Annotated in this window: 10 protein-coding genes; 6 read left to right on the top strand and 4 right to left on the bottom strand. The window is 54.1% G+C overall.

Annotated features, from left to right (window positions below):
- Positions 1 to 7 precede the first annotated feature (7 nt).
- The 5 genes from Q3O59_RS14025 to Q3O59_RS14005 all read left to right on the top strand — a co-directional run bounded on the left by Q3O59_RS14025 (position 8) and on the right by Q3O59_RS14005 (position 8,337).
- On the top strand, positions 8 to 3,814 hold the full coding sequence (locus tag Q3O59_RS14025) for an ATP-binding protein (RefSeq protein WP_305946181.1): 3,807 nt from the start codon (positions 8 to 10) through the stop codon (positions 3,812 to 3,814).
- A 53-nt stretch (positions 3,815 to 3,867) separates the two neighbouring features.
- Positions 3,868 to 4,641 (top strand): DeoR/GlpR family DNA-binding transcription regulator, encoded by a 774-nt coding sequence (locus Q3O59_RS14020; RefSeq protein WP_305946180.1) that lies wholly within the window; start codon positions 3,868 to 3,870, stop codon positions 4,639 to 4,641.
- Positions 4,642 to 4,656: 15 nt separating this feature from the next.
- Positions 4,657 to 6,486, top strand: a complete 1,830-nt coding sequence (gene glmS / locus Q3O59_RS14015; protein ID WP_305946179.1) for a glutamine--fructose-6-phosphate transaminase (isomerizing) — start codon at positions 4,657 to 4,659, stop codon at positions 6,484 to 6,486.
- 163 nt (positions 6,487 to 6,649) lie between these two features.
- Positions 6,650 to 7,183 carry a HEPN domain-containing protein gene (locus tag Q3O59_RS14010; protein WP_305946178.1) on the top strand — a complete coding sequence of 178 codons (534 nt, stop codon included), beginning with the start codon at positions 6,650 to 6,652 and terminating at the stop codon, positions 7,181 to 7,183.
- A gap of 38 nt (positions 7,184 to 7,221) precedes the next feature.
- Positions 7,222 to 8,337 carry an SLC13 family permease gene (locus tag Q3O59_RS14005; protein WP_305946177.1) on the top strand — a complete coding sequence of 372 codons (1,116 nt, stop codon included), beginning with the start codon at positions 7,222 to 7,224 and terminating at the stop codon, positions 8,335 to 8,337.
- Positions 8,338 to 8,384: 47 nt separating this feature from the next.
- Here the strand turns inward: Q3O59_RS14005 and Q3O59_RS14000 are convergent, their stop codons facing one another.
- The gene (locus Q3O59_RS14000) at positions 8,385 to 8,879 is read right to left on the bottom strand and encodes a MarR family winged helix-turn-helix transcriptional regulator (RefSeq protein ID WP_305946176.1); all 495 of its coding nucleotides are present in this window, start codon (positions 8,877 to 8,879) and stop codon (positions 8,385 to 8,387) included.
- A 92-nt stretch (positions 8,880 to 8,971) separates the two neighbouring features.
- Here Q3O59_RS14000 and Q3O59_RS13995 point away from each other — a divergent pair, with 92 nt between their 5' ends.
- Positions 8,972 to 10,213 (top strand): cyanate transporter, encoded by a 1,242-nt coding sequence (locus Q3O59_RS13995; RefSeq protein ID WP_369812396.1) that lies wholly within the window; start codon positions 8,972 to 8,974, stop codon positions 10,211 to 10,213.
- 6 nt (positions 10,214 to 10,219) lie between these two features.
- Here the strand turns inward: Q3O59_RS13995 and Q3O59_RS13990 are convergent, their stop codons facing one another.
- From Q3O59_RS13990 to Q3O59_RS13980, 3 genes are all read right to left on the bottom strand, one after another.
- The gene (locus Q3O59_RS13990; RefSeq protein WP_305946174.1) at positions 10,220 to 11,932 is read right to left on the bottom strand and encodes a hypothetical protein; all 1,713 of its coding nucleotides are present in this window, start codon (positions 11,930 to 11,932) and stop codon (positions 10,220 to 10,222) included.
- A 170-nt stretch (positions 11,933 to 12,102) separates the two neighbouring features.
- Positions 12,103 to 13,599: a tryptophan halogenase family protein gene (locus tag Q3O59_RS13985; RefSeq protein WP_305946173.1), complete on the bottom strand. Its 1,497-nt coding sequence runs from the start codon at positions 13,597 to 13,599 to the stop codon at positions 12,103 to 12,105.
- A 69-nt stretch (positions 13,600 to 13,668) separates the two neighbouring features.
- Entirely contained in the window at positions 13,669 to 16,479 is a 2,811-nt protein-coding gene (locus Q3O59_RS13980; RefSeq protein WP_305946172.1) for a TonB-dependent receptor, read from the bottom strand.
- Positions 16,480 to 16,575 lie beyond the last annotated feature (96 nt).

The raw sequence follows: 16,575 nt of genomic DNA, 5'->3' as shown, positions 1-16,575 counted from the left end.
ACCTGTTATGCCTCGGTGTCGTTTTCAAGCACTGCTGTGTCATTTTTGTCTGTGGCTGTTGCTATGCATCGGCTCCGTTGGCTGGTCTGCCCCTCAGGTTTACAGCCGTTTTATTCATTTAAATGATAGTTTTGATATTTCCCCACTGTCGACCAGTATCGCGCAGGATCATCATGGCATGCTTTGGCTGGGAACTCAGCATGGCCTGTACCGCTTTGATGGTGGTGATTTGACCCGCTTTCAGGCCGATGCAGCAACCAGCAACAGCCTTTCTGCCGATTGGGTCACCAGTTTGTTGGTAGAGGGTACCGATACCTTGTGGGTTGGTACACGCTATGGTGGTTTGAACCGACTGAATTTAACAACAGAGCGTTTTGAACAACTTCGCTTTGCCATCGATGCGGATGATGCACCCCAGAATGAAATTTCAGTGTTGTATCAGGATGCGGCTGGCCAAATCTGGATTGGTACCAATGGTGCTGGGGTATTCTATTGGGATCGGCAGCTAGAGCGCATTGTGGCTTTGGAGTTGCCAGGTAAGATTGATGATGTCTCGACAGCTTATATCAATGATATCTGGATGGATGATGCCCAGCAGTTGTGGTTAGCGATCGGGGATGCCCCGCTTCGTACCAAAGGCCGTGCGACAGGTGGGATCATTCGATGGGATCCGCAGCTGCAACAAGGTCAAGGCTGGCATCCGGGAAACTCCGATTTAAGCCATGACTCTGCGACTAGCCTGGTCGTACACCCAGACAAAGGGTTACTTATTGCTTTGTATGGTGGTGGGCTCTGGCGCATGAATCCTTCGTCTTTGCAGCCCGAACCGATGCCGATGCCAGAAAACATGCAGCGGATCCGGGCGACGTCTATCGGCCTGGATGCAACAGGCAACATATGGGTTGCCAGCGATGGGCAAGGCCTTTGGTTGTATTTAACAGCCCGTCAGCGTTGGCAGCAGTTTCAATACCACCCTGAGTTTGCCAGTGGTTTGCGTAACTCTGCAATTACCAGGTTGTATTTTGATGGGCAGGGTACACTGTGGTTGTTAAGCCAATCGGGCTTTAGTCTGCTTGGGCCAGTCGCACAGCAGGTGCGCACCTTGCCTTTTGGAAGGCTGGATTCGAACTTACTGGGTGCTGCCAATGTTTTTGGTATAGAGGCGGTTAGTGAGCAGGAGGTCTGGATAGCCAATCGCGAAGCCGGAGTTGCCTTGTTCAATCCGTTATCCGGTAAGTTGCAGCGCTTTGCATTGCCTGAGGATGACAGAGGCCCAAGCCTGGTCCGGGCTGTATTAAAAGAGCAAGACTGGCTTTGGGTGGGCACCGACCGTGGTTTGTACCGTTTGTATCCTGAAACCGCTGTCTGGGAGCATCAAGCATTGCCGGAAATTGGTGGGCCGCCAACCATCTCCATTTTTTACCCAGATGCACAGGGACGTCTATGGTTGGGCAGTCGGGGCGCGGGGTTGTACCTGTTGGATCAGCAGCGTCAGTTGGTGCGTCATTACCACACCGGTTCTGAGCAACACCCGTTACCCTTTGATACCATTACCAGCATGGTGATGGATCCACAAGGGTACTTTTGGTTGGGCTCACTGGATAGGGGCTTGCTTCGCGGTGATGCTGAGCTTACCGAGTGGCAGCACTGGCGCCAATTTGATGGCAGTGAGCATGGTTTGGTCTTTAATGGCATACAGCTCATTTACCTACAAAATGGTCATGTCTGGGTTCGGGCGGGTAATCTGAATCATCGATGGTTGGATCGCACCGAGCCGCCATTTTTTAAGGCCTATCCGACAGATGAGTCGGTTGATGAAGCCTTGGTAGCAGCCGATGAGTTTCGCTTGCTGTATCGTTATCACTGGTTACCCGGCAGCGGTACTTTGCTGGAATTGAATCAATGGCATGGTATGCAGGAAACCACCTGGATTGGCGCTTGGGAACTTTACAATGGCATGATTTATCGGGGGGGCAGCAGTGGTATGGATTATTTTCAACCGCAGGCGTTGCCCAGTGAGCAGCCGATGCCAGCCGTGCAGCTCAGCCGGTTTAGTTTATTTAATCAAACTGTGCAGCCAGGCAGCAGCTCACTGCCTCAGGCATTGCCTTACCTGGATCGCTTGGTTCTACGCTACAAAGAAGATATGTTTAGCATCCGCTTTGCAGTACCTTCTTTATTGCATCAGCAGCAATTGCAGTACCGTTACCGACTGCAGGGGTTTGATCGGGACTGGATCCTTACCAGCTCCAATGAGCGTATTGCGACCTACACCCGACTTCCCCCCGGTACCTATCAGTTTGAAGTGGCAGCCAGGTTGGGCAATGGCGAGTGGCAGGAGCCAGCATTGCTCTCGATTCAGGTGCTGCCACCCTGGTGGATGACCTGGTGGTTTCGGGCGTTGGTGATCACCGCAATAGTGTTTGCGCTTTGGTTGTGGCTGCATCTGAAAATGCAGGCTGAGCGTGCTATGCGCCGTGAGCTGCAGCGCCAGGTGACAAAGCGAACTATGGAGCTAAAAGAGAAGCACGATGCGCTGGAAGCATCCAACAAAGATCTAATGCTGTTGCAGCAAATCGGTCGTGAAATTACCGCCTCGCTGCAGTTGGATCAGGTGCTGTCCCGTTGTCACCAGATGTTGAGCGAGCTGATAGATGTGCACGTGATGGTGATTGGTTTGTACCGGCCTCAACTCGAGCAAATCGAGTTTGTTTTTTGGCAGGAAAATGGGCAGCAGCTCCCCAATTTCAGTATTGATGCGAAAGACTCTGAGGTTTTGGCATCACTTTGTTTTAATCGGGGTCAGGAGATCCAGGTCAGTCAGCGCTCCGATTTTTATAAATATTTTAGCAGCATGCCACAGCCGCTTTGCGGTGAGCCGATGCAGTCTGTGCTCTATATCCCACTGATGGCCAATCAGCAGGCGGTTGGTGTGTTTTCCGTGCAAAGCCCAAACCCCAATGCCTACAGTGCATCGCAGCTGGATTTGCTGCGAACTCTGGCCAGCACCATCGCCATTGCTGTGGTCAATGCCGATACCTTTACCCGTCTGCAACAGACCCAGCAGCAACTGGTCACGCAGGAAAAAATGGCTTCTTTGGGTGGGCTGGTAGCCGGGGTGGCCCATGAAATTAATACACCGCTTGGCATTTGTGTCACGGCCACCAGTCATTTAAAAGCCGAGTTTGAGCAGGTTTACAGCGCTTTTGCCGAAAAAAAGCTGCAGCAGTCGCAGTTCAAGCGGTTTTTGCAGCATCTGCACGATGGACTGAAAATCCTGGAGGTCAATACCGAGCGGGCGGCCGCCCTGGTGCAAAGTTTTAAGCAGGTGTCGGTCGATCAATCGGCCGATGGCAGTCGGGATATCGAGCTCTCTGGCTATTTGCAAGATGTGCTGTTGTCGTTGCAGCCCCAGCTTAAAACCATCGCCTGTCAGTTTGAGCTGAACTGCCCTGAAAACATCGAGTGGACCACCGATGCCGGAGCTCTGGCGCAAATTCTGACCAATTTGGTGATGAACAGCATCCGGCATGCCTTTGCTGAGACGACAGAGCCTAAGATTTCGTTGACAGTGAGCCGTCAAGGGCAACAACTGCAGCTGGATTATCGTGACAATGGCTGCGGTATGGGACCGGATGATTTAAAACGATTGTTTGAACCATTTTACACCACCAAACGCTCCTTGGGTGGCACAGGGCTTGGTGCACACATCGTGTACAACCTGGTCACGGTGCGCTTTAAAGGCCAGATCGAGGTGCAGAGTGCGCCCGGCCAGGGGCTGCATTACCGGCTTACTTTGCCATTTGGCACTTGATAAAATCTTTCTTTTCGTTAGAATAACTTTCAAATCGAAACTTACGGTGCCGAATGAACAAACGCAATACCCAGCAACGCCGCCATTTGATCATGACCGAGCTGCAGCAACAGGGCGAGGTCTCGGTAGAACAGCTGGCAGAGCGCTTTCAAACCTCGGAAGTTACCATTCGTAAAGACTTGTCGGTGCTGGAAGAAGCCGGGCTTTTGCTGCGCCGCTACGGTGGTGCTGTGTTGGTGCCGCAGGACTTTGTCACCGACTCCAGCCTGGAACAGGTTTCAAAACGAAAGTTAGCCATTGCCAAAGCTGCTGCCAGTTTGATCAAAGATCACTACCGCATCATCATCGACAGCGGCCGCACCACCGCAGCCTTATTGCCGGAGCTGGCGCACAAACAAGGTCTGGTGGTGATGACCAATTCGCTGGCGGTGGCCAATGCGCTGCGTGAGCTGGAAAACGAGCCGACCTTGCTGATGACAGGTGGCAGCTGGGACTCGCAGTCCGAATCTTTTCAGGGCCAGTTGGCAGAGCAGGTGCTGCGGGCCTACGATTTTGATCAGTTGTTTATTGGCGCCGATGGGCTGGACTTGGCCCGCGGCACCACCACCTACAACGAGCTGTACAGCTTAAGCCGGGTGATGGCCGAGGTGGCACGCGAAGTCATTGTGATGGTTGAGTCCGACAAACTGGGCCGTAAAATTCATAATCTGGAGCTGCCCTGGCAGTCGATCAAAGTGCTGGTGACCGACACCGGCTTATCGGCGGCCGATGCAGCGGCCATTGAACAACAAGGCGTCAGCGTGATCCGCGTCGATGCCGAAGCTTAATCTAAAGGAGTTGGTATGTGTGGTATTGTCGGCGCTGTAGCGCAAAGGGATGTGGCAGAGATTTTACTGGAGGGTTTGCGCCGGCTGGAATACCGCGGCTACGACTCCGCCGGTTTGGCGGTGCTGAACCCGGACAGCGGTTTGCAGCGCTGCCGTCGGCTTGGCAAAGTGAAAGAACTGGTCGATGCGGTAGCAGCCGAGCCACTCAGTGGCGGTACCGGCATTGCCCATACCCGCTGGGCAACCCATGGCGAGCCGAGTGAGCGCAACGCCCACCCGCATGTCTCCAGCCGCATTACCGTGGTGCACAACGGCATTATTGAGAACCACGAGCCGCTGCGTCAGCAACTGCAGCAACAGGGTTATGTCTTTAACTCCGATACCGATACCGAAGTCATTGCCCATTTGGTTGAGCAAGAGCTGGAGCAGAGCGATTCTTTACTTAGTGCGGTGCAAAAAGCCGTCGCTCAGCTGCATGGCGCTTACGGCACTGTGCTGATGGACAGCACCGATGCCAGCCGCTTGGTGGTGGCCCGCTCCGGCAGCCCGCTGGTGATTGGCGTTGGCATTGGCGAGCACTTTATTGCCTCCGATCAGCTGGCGCTGTTGCCGGTGACCCGCCGTTTTATCTTTTTGGAAGAAGGCGACGTGGCCGAAATCAGCCGCCACAGCGTGCAGATCTTTGATAAAGATGGCCAGCCGGTCGAGCGCGAGCTGCACGAGTCCAACGTCAGCTACGATGCCGGCGACAAAGGCCCGTACCGCCACTTTATGCTGAAAGAAATCTACGAGCAGCCGCATGCGGTCAGCAATACGCTGGAAGGCCGCTTAAGCGCTGACTCGGTGCTGGATGAAACCTTCGGCAATGGCGCCAGCGAGCTGTTTAAGCAGGTACAGCACGTGCAAATCGTCGCCTGTGGCACCAGCTACCACTCTGGCATGGTGGCCCGCTACTGGCTGGAAGCAATGGCCGGTGTGTCCTGCAATGTGGAAATTGCCTCCGAATTCCGTTACCGCAAATCTTTTGTGCAGCCGAACAGCCTGCTGGTGACCATTTCCCAGTCCGGCGAAACCGCCGATACCCTGGCGGCACTGCGCCTGGCCAAAGAGCTGGGTTATCTTGGCAGTTTAACCATCTGCAACGTGGCGGGCTCCTCCCTAGTGCGTGAATCCGACCTGGCCTTTATGACCCGGGCCGGTGCCGAAATCGGCGTGGCTTCGACCAAAGCCTTTACCACGCAATTGGTCGGCCTGGCCATGCTCAGCCTGGCCATTGGCAAACACCATGGCATGGATGCGGCCACCCAGCAACAGCTGGTGCAGGCACTGAACCAACTGCCGGCGGTGCTGGAGCAAAGCTTAACCCTGGCCGGCCAGATTGAAGCTTTGGCCGAAGAGTTTGCCGACAAGCACCACGCGCTGTTTTTAGGCCGCGGCGATCAGTACCCGATTGCGATGGAAGGGGCGCTGAAGCTGAAAGAAATCTCCTACATCCACGCCGAAGCCTACGCCGCCGGCGAGCTCAAGCACGGCCCGCTGGCGCTGATCGACGCCGATATGCCGATCATCGTGGTAGCGCCGAACAACGAGCTGCTGGAAAAACTGAAATCCAACGTCGAAGAAGTGCGCGCTCGGGGCGGTATTCTTTATGTGTTCGCCGACGCCGACGCCCGCTTCCAGTCCGACGACACCATGCGGGTCATCAACGTCCCCCACAGCCACCCCTGGCTGGCCCCGGTGCTCTACACCATCCCGTTGCAGCTGCTTAGCTACTACGTTGCCATTATCAAAGGGACGGATGTCGATCAGCCTCGTAATTTGGCGAAATCGGTTACTGTTGAATAATAGTTGCGCTGCTTTCAAAGTATTTAAAAATGCAGGCCCCGCTAGACGGGGCCTTGCTATTTAGCTTCCTTCGTACCAAAAAACACTTTGCATTTCCGGCTGTCTGCCTTAGTTTAAAGGGATGCCTTTTGAGCAGCTGAATTCATCGACGTCAAGGGAAGTTATGACAAGTAGCGCTTACGCCATCTTTGAAACAGGAATGCAGGATGTGACCAAGCTCATCCAGCTATTCGACAACCTAGAGTCACAAGAACAACGCCAACAATATGAAGTATTAAAACGTGCTGCTTTGGTTATGACTACCACAGCTTGGGAGAGTTATATCGAAGCCTTTTTGCATGAGTTACTGATTAAGAAAATTAATGGTATACAGGGCAGCTTTGCAGGTGACTTTATTGAGCAGAAATTTGAAGCCGAAATCAAGCGATTGAATAACCCCAGCGGGGATAAAGTTAGGCAGTTATCAAAAGAGTTTTTGCGTTTTGATATTACCGAGCAATGGAAATGGGCTAATACTGATCCAACCCAAGCGAGGAGGCAGCTTAATCATTGGCTATCAAAACGTGGCGATGCAGTTCACAGTGCCTGTGAAAGTGACAATCCTCAGAAAGCGCATCTCGTTAAGAAAGAAGATCTGGATAAAGCTGTCAGGTTTTTTCGGGAGCTGGTAAAAGTTACTGACGAGATTCGTGTTTGATGCAGAAGTGAGCGAAACCCATCCCAGGAGTCTGGTTGATGAAGCTGGTGCGTTATCTGTTTTCACGTCTATCCGAAGACTTGCTGCTATTAACGCTACTGCTGGGGTTGGTGATCTTGTTGCTTTGGATGCCTGAGCAATTACCTCAGCTGCCAACACTGGTTGAATGGCACACCATCGCCATTCTTACTGGATTAATGGTACTGAGCCGTGGTCTGGAAGACAGTGGTGCCCTTACCCGGGCAGGGCATTGGTTGCTGGAGCACATGCACACCGAGCGACAACTGGCGCTTGCTATGGTCGTATTTGCTGCACTTTTATCGGCCATTGTCACCAATGATGTTGCTTTGTTTATTGTGGTGCCACTCACACTCAGTCTGGGGCGAGCCTTGACGTTGCCGACTGGCCGGCTAATCATCTTTGAAGCTCTGGCTGTGAATGCGGGGTCCGCGGTTAGTCCCATTGGTAACCCTCAGAATCTATACCTCTGGCAATTGTCTGGCGACAGCTTTGTCACCTTTTTTATCTTGATGCTGCCCATTGCAGGTTGGATGCTGATGGTTGTCCTACTGCTAACAACTCTTTCCTTTTCCAGCCGAAAGATCACGGTAAACACTGATCTGGCCAAAGCTCCATTGAGCCAGAGCTTGCTACTTATCTCATTGCTTGGTTATCCCCTCTTTCTCATATGGGTTGAGCTGGGGCAAATGGCTTGGGCACTGGTCGCTGTGCTGGGTTTGTTTCTGCTGTTCTGGCGCAACGTCTTGCTGGGCGTGGATTGGCTGATTCTGCTGATTTTTGTCTTGATGTTTGTTGTGCTGGGCTTGCTGGCACAACTGCCGGTGATGGCTGGGCTGACCCAGACGTTAATGGCTTTACCCGGCGAAGAGTTGACTGCTGGGGTGCTGTTGTCGCAAGTTATCTCCAATGTTCCGGCTGCGATTTTTCTTTCCGCTTTCAGTGAGGACTGGTATCGACTTGCCTGGGGTGTCAACGTGGGTGGTTTTGGTTTGGCTATTGGATCCATGGCCAACCTTATCGCGCTGCGCCTGGGAAAGCAGCCGGGCTTGTGGTGGCAGTTTCATCTCTGGTCGCTGCCCACTTTGTTGTTCAGCCTGCTGGGAGCCTATCTGTTTTTGCCTTGGCTTGGCTGAATGTTAGCTGCCTTAACTGCCGCCATACTAAAGCTATCTTGGGCGTGTTAAAGCCTCTTATCCAGCCCCGCCAGCCAGATTTTCAGCAAGTCGCTCAGCTGTTGCTGTTGCTGTGTGCTAAGCGGTGCCACCAGCGCTTGCTGCAATTCGGTGTGGGGTGGCAGGGCTTGTTCGATCAGGGCTTTGCCCTGCTCGGTCAGGCTGACATGCACCACCCGCCTGTCGTCGGTGCAGTGGCGGCGGGCGATCAGTTGTCGTTGCTCCAGTTTTTCCAGCCGGCTGCTCATGGCGCCGGAGCTTAGCAGCATGCTTTGATGCAGCTGGGATGGCGACAGCGAATACGGCGGCCCGGCGCGGTGCAGTGTTGCCAGTACATCAAACTCGCCTTGTTTTAACCCCTGTTGCCGGTAGCAGTGCAAGAAAGCCTGCTCCAGCTGTTTATTCAGCCGGGCAAAGCGGCCGAGCAGTTGCAGCGCTGGTAAGGCATTGCTCACCCCTTGTTGCTGCCATTGCTCGCCCATGGTGTCGAAATCGTCTTGCATCACTGTGTTAGCCTGATTGTGCCGAAGAATGGCTTTACAGCTTACCCAAAAATAGGCAAGATCCAAATATCTTTATATCAAGATATTTTTCGATGGTTGGAGGCAGGGTGCAAAACGCAAACCCATGGCAAAGCACTGAGCGGTTGGCCTTGTTGGCCATTGTGCTGGTGGCGTTGAATTTACGACCGGCGCTGGCAGCGATCGGGCCCTTGCTGCAAGGGATCCAGGCCGATTTATTGCTCAGCTTTACCGCTGCGTCCATGCTGACGACCCTGCCGGTACTGGCAATGGGGTTGCTGAGTTTTGTCGGCTTTCGGCTGGCTGCGCCTTTGGGGCTGGAGCGATCGGTGCTGGCGGCTTTGGCCTTGCTGGCGCTGGCAACAGCGCTGCGTTTCTGGGCTCCGGCTGCCGGGGTGCTGATTGGCACGGCGCTGCTGGCCGGCGTTGCCATTGCGCTGATTCAGACCCTGATGCCGGCCATCATCAAGCAGCGTTTTGGTTTAAAAGCGCCGTTGATCATGGGTTTTTATGTCACCGCTATTATGGCCGGGGCTGCACTGGCGGCCACCGGCACCCCGTTGTTGGCCGATTTGCTTAGCTGGCGTCAAAGCCTGGGGCAATGGGTCTGGTTGGCGCTGTTGGCATTGCTGTGCTGGGCCTGGCGGATGAAGCCTGTCGTGACGAAAAGTGCCGAGGCGGAGGCGCCACCCGCCTATGCCTGGTGGCGCAATCGCCGCAGCTGGCAGCTGGCGGTTTTCTTTGCCCTTGGCACCAGTTGCTATGTCTCGGTGCTGGCTTTTTTGGCGCCCTATGCGCTGGAGCTCGGCTACAGTGCCCGTCAGGCCGGCTTGCTGCTGGGTTTTTTAACGCTGTGTGAGGTGGTGGCTGGTTTGTTGTTTCCCTGGTGGGCATCCCGGCATGCCGATCGTCGTCCGGTCATCGCGGTGCTGTGCTTACTGCAATTGGTTGGTTTTACCGCATTGGCGCTCTTTCCTGCCAGCGCGCTCTGGTTGTGGGTGGCCCTGATTGGGCTTGGCATTGGCGGTATTTTTCCGCTGGCGATGATTATTACCATGGATCACATCGATAATCCGGTACAGGCCGGGCGCTTAACGGCGTTTGTGCAAGGGGTCGGTTACATTATTGCGGCCTTCTCGCCCTGGCTGGCCGGCTTGCTGCGCGATTGGCTGCACAGTTTTACTCTGGCCTGGTTGGGCCTGGCGGCTACCAGTGTAATGGCGCTGTGGCTGGGGGCGAAGTTCAGTGTCGCCAGTTACCGGCAGCATTTTCCACTGGATGAAATCGCGGCCCCGGATAAGGCCGCGACAAGTTAAGCGGGGCTAGTCGGCCTGGTCACCACCGAAGTGCATGGTGCTTTCAATCGCAATACCAGTTGGCTCAATATCCATCGAGATCCCCAGTTGGAACGGGGTATCTTTCATGGCGTCTACCTCGGGCGGGACTTCCATGCCACTGGTTGCCATGCCCGCAGCCATGGCGCTGAAGAGCTTGGCGTAGTTCATGCCAAAATGCAGCAGGCCGTTTTGGCTGAGCGTAGTGCCTGCCAGTTGACGGGCTTGTTGTTGTGCCCGCTCTCCCTGATAGACTAAGGCGTGATCGCCGCTCAGCATCAGCTTGGGGGCCAGGCCAAAAGCAGCGGCCATCGGAAAGAGTTCATTCAGCTCCAGCTCTTCACCGGGGGCTGGCAAGGGGATGCCGGCCATTGCTGGGTAAAACATCAACAAGCTTTGAATCAGGCTCTGGGCGTTGTCGGCCGAGATGCTAACCAGTGCATCGACCGCGCTCGGCATACCGGTGGTTGGATCCATCGCAATATCGTTGATGGTGATGGAGGCACCTTTGACCGAGCCTGCCATCCCGGCCATCGCCAGAGCGGCCAGAGGGTTGCTGGCCTGCATCGCGGCTTGCATCTCCTGCAGCGGTTGGCATGCAAAGCTGGCGCTGGTGGTGGCGGTCCAAAGTTCGCTGATGGCGGGCAACAACTGGCCAATATTCAGGCCCAGACCAAACTGCAGCACGCTGTCTTTTGCTGGTTGCTGCACATGAGGGGCGATAAAGCCACGCAACTTGCCGAGTGACGCCATGGCGCTTTGGTCGGTGCTGGCAATCAGCATCCGGCTGCTGACGGGCTGCTGATTCATTTGGTTATCAAAATAAATGCCAGGCCAGTTGGCGGCAATGGAGGCGGTGTCGGCCTGACAGGCCGGGGTGCGCCAGTTCACAAGTGCGGCATCCAGCTCGGCGCCTGCCAGTTGTTGCAGGTCTTTGGCCAGCCGGTTTTGCCCGGCGCCAGTCAGGGCTTTTAGCAGCTCGGCACTGCTTACCATGCCCAGGCTGTTTTCATTCAGGCGGTAGCGCTGTGCCAGTGGCCGCATATCACGCTGCCAGTTGAGGGGATCGGCTGGCTTACGAAGGCCCAGCGCGATGGCGTGATGGCTGGCATCCAGCTCCGATGAGGTCAGTACCAGAGTACCCCAGCCATTGTTGACACTGACCAGCAGTTCAATCTGTTGACCTGCCAGTTCCAGCAGTGAGTAGCGACGGTAGGGGTGGTTATCAGTCTCTTCGGCCTGGTGCCAGAGTTGACTTTGCTGCTCGACGCGATCGAAAAAGCGCCAAAAGGCGGCTTCATCGGCCAGCTCCACCCGGCTTACCACCGATAAACCCACCAGATAAAACAGGCTACGAAACTCTTGGGGGATCCCAGTAAGCTGCGTCAACTGCTCTGGCTGCTCCAGCACTTCGAGGTAGTGCTCCAGCAATGCTGCCACGAAATGACCGCTGTTGCTGCCTGTGGCACTGGCCATGGTTTCCAGCAAAGCCATCGCTTCCTTTGGGTTTTGTGGCATCATCTCCACTTGCTTTAGGTAGCTGATCAGGTCGAAAGGCTCCAGCTGCACACTGAGCAAAGCCGTATCGGCCGGGATATAACTGAGCTGGGAGGATGGGTGTTGTTCCCCGTTGGGCCCAAACTTGAAGTAGGCAACAAGTGCGGCCAATAACAATGCCGCAATGACAACCAGGTTACGCATGAGTTCTCCTTAACGATGCTGTGGCACCACCTCGTCCCTGGGGTGTGAAGCAGTACCTGTTTTGTGTAAATAATGTAATCGAAGAATGATATATTTTGTAAGGCGAAGATGCAATTAGAAACTGTGAGCTTGAAGCTGCATCCGGAGATACAGCTTCGCGTTCAGCAGCGTTAACGTGAAAGGCTTTGGAGAAAATCATCATGGGATCCCAGCTTTTCGCTGGTCATCGCCATAATGGCTTTCAGTTGCTCCAGCAGCTCCTGCAGTTGCTGATCGTTCAGGGCGTTGACCAGTGGGTGGTAGTCTTTGGGCAGCAGCCCCTGGCCAATCATCACTTGCTGCCAGGCAACTTCAGTAAAGAGCTCGTCCTGTTCGCGGCAGACCTTGCCGGACTGGGCAAACAGCGCCATTTTGCGCTGCAAGGACTCAGGCGTCTCCATCCGCTGGCAATCTTTCCAGTACTGGCTGTCGCCACGTGCATTGAGTTTGTAGTGCAGGATGATAAAGTCACGAATTTGCTCAAACTCCACCTTCGATTGGCGGTTGTACTCGTCCCTATCGGCCGGGCAGATGCCGTGATTGGGGAAAAACTTTAACAGCCGCAGTACGCCGGATTGGATTAAATGAATGCTGGTGGACTCGAGCGGCTCCAGGAAGCCGCTGGATAAGCCAATGCTCACCACATTGCGGTGCCATTGTTTTAAGCGGCGGCCGGTTTTAAAGCGAATAATGCGCGGCTCTGCCAGTGGCTTGCCATCCAGGTTGCTCATGAGTGTGGTGCGGGCCTCTTCGTCACTGCAGTACTTGCTGGAGTAAACAAAGCCATTGCCAATGCGGTGTTGCAGTGGGATGCGCCACTGCCAGCCCTTGGCGTGGGCAATGGAGCGGGTGTAAGGGGTGATGGGCTCAACCGACTCGCAGGGCACGGCCATGGCACTGTCGGCCGGCAGCCAGTGTGACCAGTCTTCAAAGCCGGTATTCAAGGTCTTTTCAATCAACAGGCTGTGCAGGCCGGTGCAATCAAGAAATAAATCCCCTGCTATCTGCTGGCCATTATCCAGCAGCAGGCGCTCGACATCGCCGCTGTCCGGATTCAGCACCACTTCATCCACCTTGCCTTCAATGCGCTTGACACCCAGTTTTTCGCTGTAGCGGCGCAAGTACTGGGCATAGAGCCCGGCATCGAAGTGGTAGGCATAGGAAAGCCCGGGCAGGTTCACGCCTTCAATGCGGTTGAGTTTGCTGAACTTGTTTTTGTGCGCCGCTTGATAGGCTAAAGAAAAGTCCCAAAAATCGAAGTTCATGCCGGCTTGTTGGCTGCGAAGCCAGAAGTGATGAAAGCTGCAGGATGGGAACTCTTTACCAATGCCGCCAAAGGCGTGCATGTAGGAGTCGCCGAGCTTGCCCCAGTTCTCAAACTGAATACCAAGCTTGATGCTGCCCTTGGTTTCACGCAAAAACTCGGCCTCATCAATACCCAGAGCTGTGTTAAAGGTCATGATGGGTGGAATGGTGGCCTCACCAACACCGACAATGCCAATTTGCTCCGACTCTACCAGGGTGATTTGAATGGCCTTGCCCAGCATTTTGATCAGCAAGGAGGCGCTGATCCAGCCGGCGGTACCGCCACCCAAAATAACCAGATGTTTAATCGCATTCGTTGTCATACTAACTACCTAGTAAAAAGCCCCTGGCTACTAAGGTAGCGCAGGGGCTGAATTCCGACTAGCTCTTCATCAGAACTTGTAGCTGAAACCTAACAGGAAGTTGCGGCCGTAATCCTGATAATCGCGGATCCGCAGTGCATTGCCTTCGGTGGTAACAAAGGCTTCGTTGGTCAGGTTTTGGCCTTGCAAGAAGACGGACAAACCATCCAGTCGCTCAAAGCCTGCTTCACCAAAGTCAAAGCCAATTTGCGCGTCGACAATGGTTTCGCCGTTGATATCCACTTGCTGGGTATCAAAGCCTAAACCGTAGACGTCGCCCTTAAAAGAGCTGCGTTGACGCACACTCAGCCGTGCCTGGAAGCCATTCTTTTCATAGAAGGCGGTGTAGGATTGAATGTTCTTCGACAGACCTGGCAGCTCGTATTTATTGCCATTTGGCATTTTGATGTTTTGGTCAATTACGGTGTAGCTGGCCAAAATACCAAAGCCATCCAGTACGTCGCTTAACTCACCCAGTGGCAAGGAAATCGAGAACTCCAGACCTTGCAGGGTACCGCCGCCACCATTAACTTTACCAAAACCGGTTGCGGTAGAGGTTGGTGGGATTTGGCCGGTACTTGGATCGGCAACACCGTCCAACTCGACCTGATAGGTCCCATCAAAAATCCAGTTCTTCAGATCTTTCCAGAAATAGGCGACTGCGAAGTAACCAGCATCACTGAAGTAATTTTCATAGGATAAATCCAGGCCAATGGCTTCTTTTGGCTCCAGCAGCGGGTTACCACCACCAATGCTCCAGAAGTTGCCGTTGTCATCTGGCTGCTGGTTGTAGCTGGCACCGACAGAAGCGTTCATTTCATCCAACCGGGCACGGGACATGGTTTTGGCGGCACCGAAGCGAACGGATTGGTTTTCGGCAACATCAAAAATCAGGTTCAGGCTAGGCAACAAGTGCGAGTAACTGTGCTTAACATCGGTCGGCGATGACACGATCATGCCGCCTTCGTTGGCAAAGGCTGTGCCTTGCGAGCTTTGCTCGGTGCGGATGTAACGCAAGCCGATATTACCGGTCACCGGAATCGAACCCAGCTCCATTTCCAAATCGGCCTGAGTAAAGAAAGACAGCACGTTTTCTGATACTTTCCAGGTTTTAAAGGAGTGGCTGTCGTTGGTTAATGCCTCTGACAGCAACTCGTAATACCCATCCTGCAGCATCCGGCCGGAATCGTAGGCAATCATATTGCCCATGCCAATAAAGTCCAGATTGACGGAGCCTAGGCGGTATTGCTCTGGCACTACCAGGGTATCCGGGAAGTTGCTGAGCGTCATAAAGAAACCGTCAGAAAACTTTTCTTTGGTCCGCTCACGGTAAGAAACGCCGTAATGCATTTGCGTCACAATGCCACCATTGTCCAGCAACTGGCTGGCGGCCAGCCGGAAGGCATTCAGCTCGTCGTCGACGGTTGGGGTATTCAGGAAACCATCCTGAGCTGCATTTTGCAGTGGATTGCCGTCTTCCAGGCCGTATTTATCATTCAGAGCAGAGCTCCAGCCCCAGCTGCGAGGACCACCCAACTGGATCAGGTTATAGTCGCTGTAATCCAGGCTTGGGGTGAAAATGGCACCTGAGTTGCCCTGACGCAGTTCGTAAGTTAAATCATCACCGACGCCAAAGTTATCACCACGGCCGGTACCGGCGTAGCTTTCAAAGCTCCAAATGGTGCGATCGACCGAAGAATGGCTGACATCAAGATTCAGTGTCCAGTTGTCATTCAGGATGTAGTCGAGGTTCAGGCCAAAAGATTTGAGCTCGGCATCGCGGGTTTCCAGATCGTTACGAACCACCAGGTATTCATCGCTAACGGCACCGCGAGTGACAAAGCCGGTCGCAGGATCAACATCCAGCGCCGAAGTACCACGGCCATAACCCCAGGCAAATGGAATTTCGATACCACGCAGAATCTTTTCATCGCTGAAGTCAACATAGAGTGCATCGAAGACCAGACGCAGGTTGTCGGTCGGCAGGGCTTCAACCACCAGCATGGCAGAATCACGCTTCAGGGTCGAAGAGCGCACAAACGGTTTGGCGCCACCCAGAATGCCATATTGCTCACCATTGACTTCAAAGTCCGGATAGCCCCAGGAGTTCCAACGCTTTTCCTGGTTAGGGGAGTTCATGGTGGTGTAGGCAAAGGCAATGCCAACCCTGTCATCGGCAAACTGATCGATGTAGGAGAAGGTGCCACGGAAGCCGGTATCGTTGCCATCCGGATTCAGTTTGCTGTGGCCGGTTTTTTCCAGCTGGCCATTCACCTGAACGGTTCGTTCACGATTCAGTGGCCGCACCGTTTGCAGATCGATGACACCGGCAATGCCTTCCGCTTCCAGCATGGCGCCTGGTGTTTTGTACACGGTCACACCGCTCATGATTTCAGAAGGATAAAGGTCAAATTCGACGCCACGGTTATCACCAATGGACACCTGCTCTCGGCCATTGAAGGTGGTCGCACTTTCGTTTTCACCAAAGCCACGGATACTGACCCGGCTGGCACGGCCATCCAAACGCTGAGCGGTTAAGCCTGGCAGACGCGCAATGGATTCGGCAATGCTGGAATCCGGTAGCTTACCAATGTCTTCCGCTGAAATGGCTTCCACCACATTGGTTGAAAAGCGCTTGGTATTGATCGACTCCACCACAGAGCGACGAAAGCCGCGAATTTGAATCACCTCAAGCTCGGCTTGCTCTCTGGCGCGCTCGCGTGCTTCGGTGGGTGACAGCCGTTCGGCTTCGGTATCGCTTTCCAGCGCGGCTGCGCTGAAATGGCTGAGGCCGACGGTGGCCATCGCCATGGTCAGCAAACTGAGTTTAAACTTGTTCATGCCCTTTATCCCCGTATTGGTTTTTATATCCACCACTTATTCAGCAGCGGCTAATCCTGTGATCCTGTTATTTATTAAACCTATTCGAGCGCAACA

This window comes from Alkalimonas delamerensis (assembly GCF_030717955.1).
Lineage (GTDB): Bacteria > Pseudomonadota > Gammaproteobacteria > Enterobacterales > Alteromonadaceae > Alkalimonas > Alkalimonas delamerensis.
The sequence above is the reverse complement of the archived record's forward strand: the minus strand, read 5'-3'. Positions and strand labels throughout refer to the sequence as shown.

What these genes read in the sequence shown, in the direction of transcription:
- Q3O59_RS14025 (WP_305946181.1), top strand. Translation starts at nt 8, where the DNA reads ATGCCTCGGTGTCGTTTTCAAGCACTGCTGTGTCATTTTTGTCTGTGG.
- Q3O59_RS14020 (WP_305946180.1), top strand. Translation starts at nt 3,868, where the DNA reads ATGAACAAACGCAATACCCAGCAACGCCGCCATTTGATCATGACCGAG.
- glmS (WP_305946179.1), top strand. Translation starts at nt 4,657, where the DNA reads ATGTGTGGTATTGTCGGCGCTGTAGCGCAAAGGGATGTGGCAGAGATT.
- Q3O59_RS14010 (WP_305946178.1), top strand. Translation starts at nt 6,650, where the DNA reads ATGACAAGTAGCGCTTACGCCATCTTTGAAACAGGAATGCAGGATGTG.
- Q3O59_RS14005 (WP_305946177.1), top strand. Translation starts at nt 7,222, where the DNA reads ATGAAGCTGGTGCGTTATCTGTTTTCACGTCTATCCGAAGACTTGCTG.
- Q3O59_RS14000 (WP_305946176.1), bottom strand. Translation starts at nt 8,879, where the DNA reads ATGCAAGACGATTTCGACACCATGGGCGAGCAATGGCAGCAACAAGGG.
- Q3O59_RS13995 (WP_369812396.1), top strand. Translation starts at nt 8,972, where the DNA reads ATGGTTGGAGGCAGGGTGCAAAACGCAAACCCATGGCAAAGCACTGAG.
- Q3O59_RS13990 (WP_305946174.1), bottom strand. Translation starts at nt 11,932, where the DNA reads ATGCGTAACCTGGTTGTCATTGCGGCATTGTTATTGGCCGCACTTGTT.
- Q3O59_RS13985 (WP_305946173.1), bottom strand. Translation starts at nt 13,599, where the DNA reads ATGACAACGAATGCGATTAAACATCTGGTTATTTTGGGTGGCGGTACC.
- Q3O59_RS13980 (WP_305946172.1), bottom strand. Translation starts at nt 16,479, where the DNA reads ATGAACAAGTTTAAACTCAGTTTGCTGACCATGGCGATGGCCACCGTC.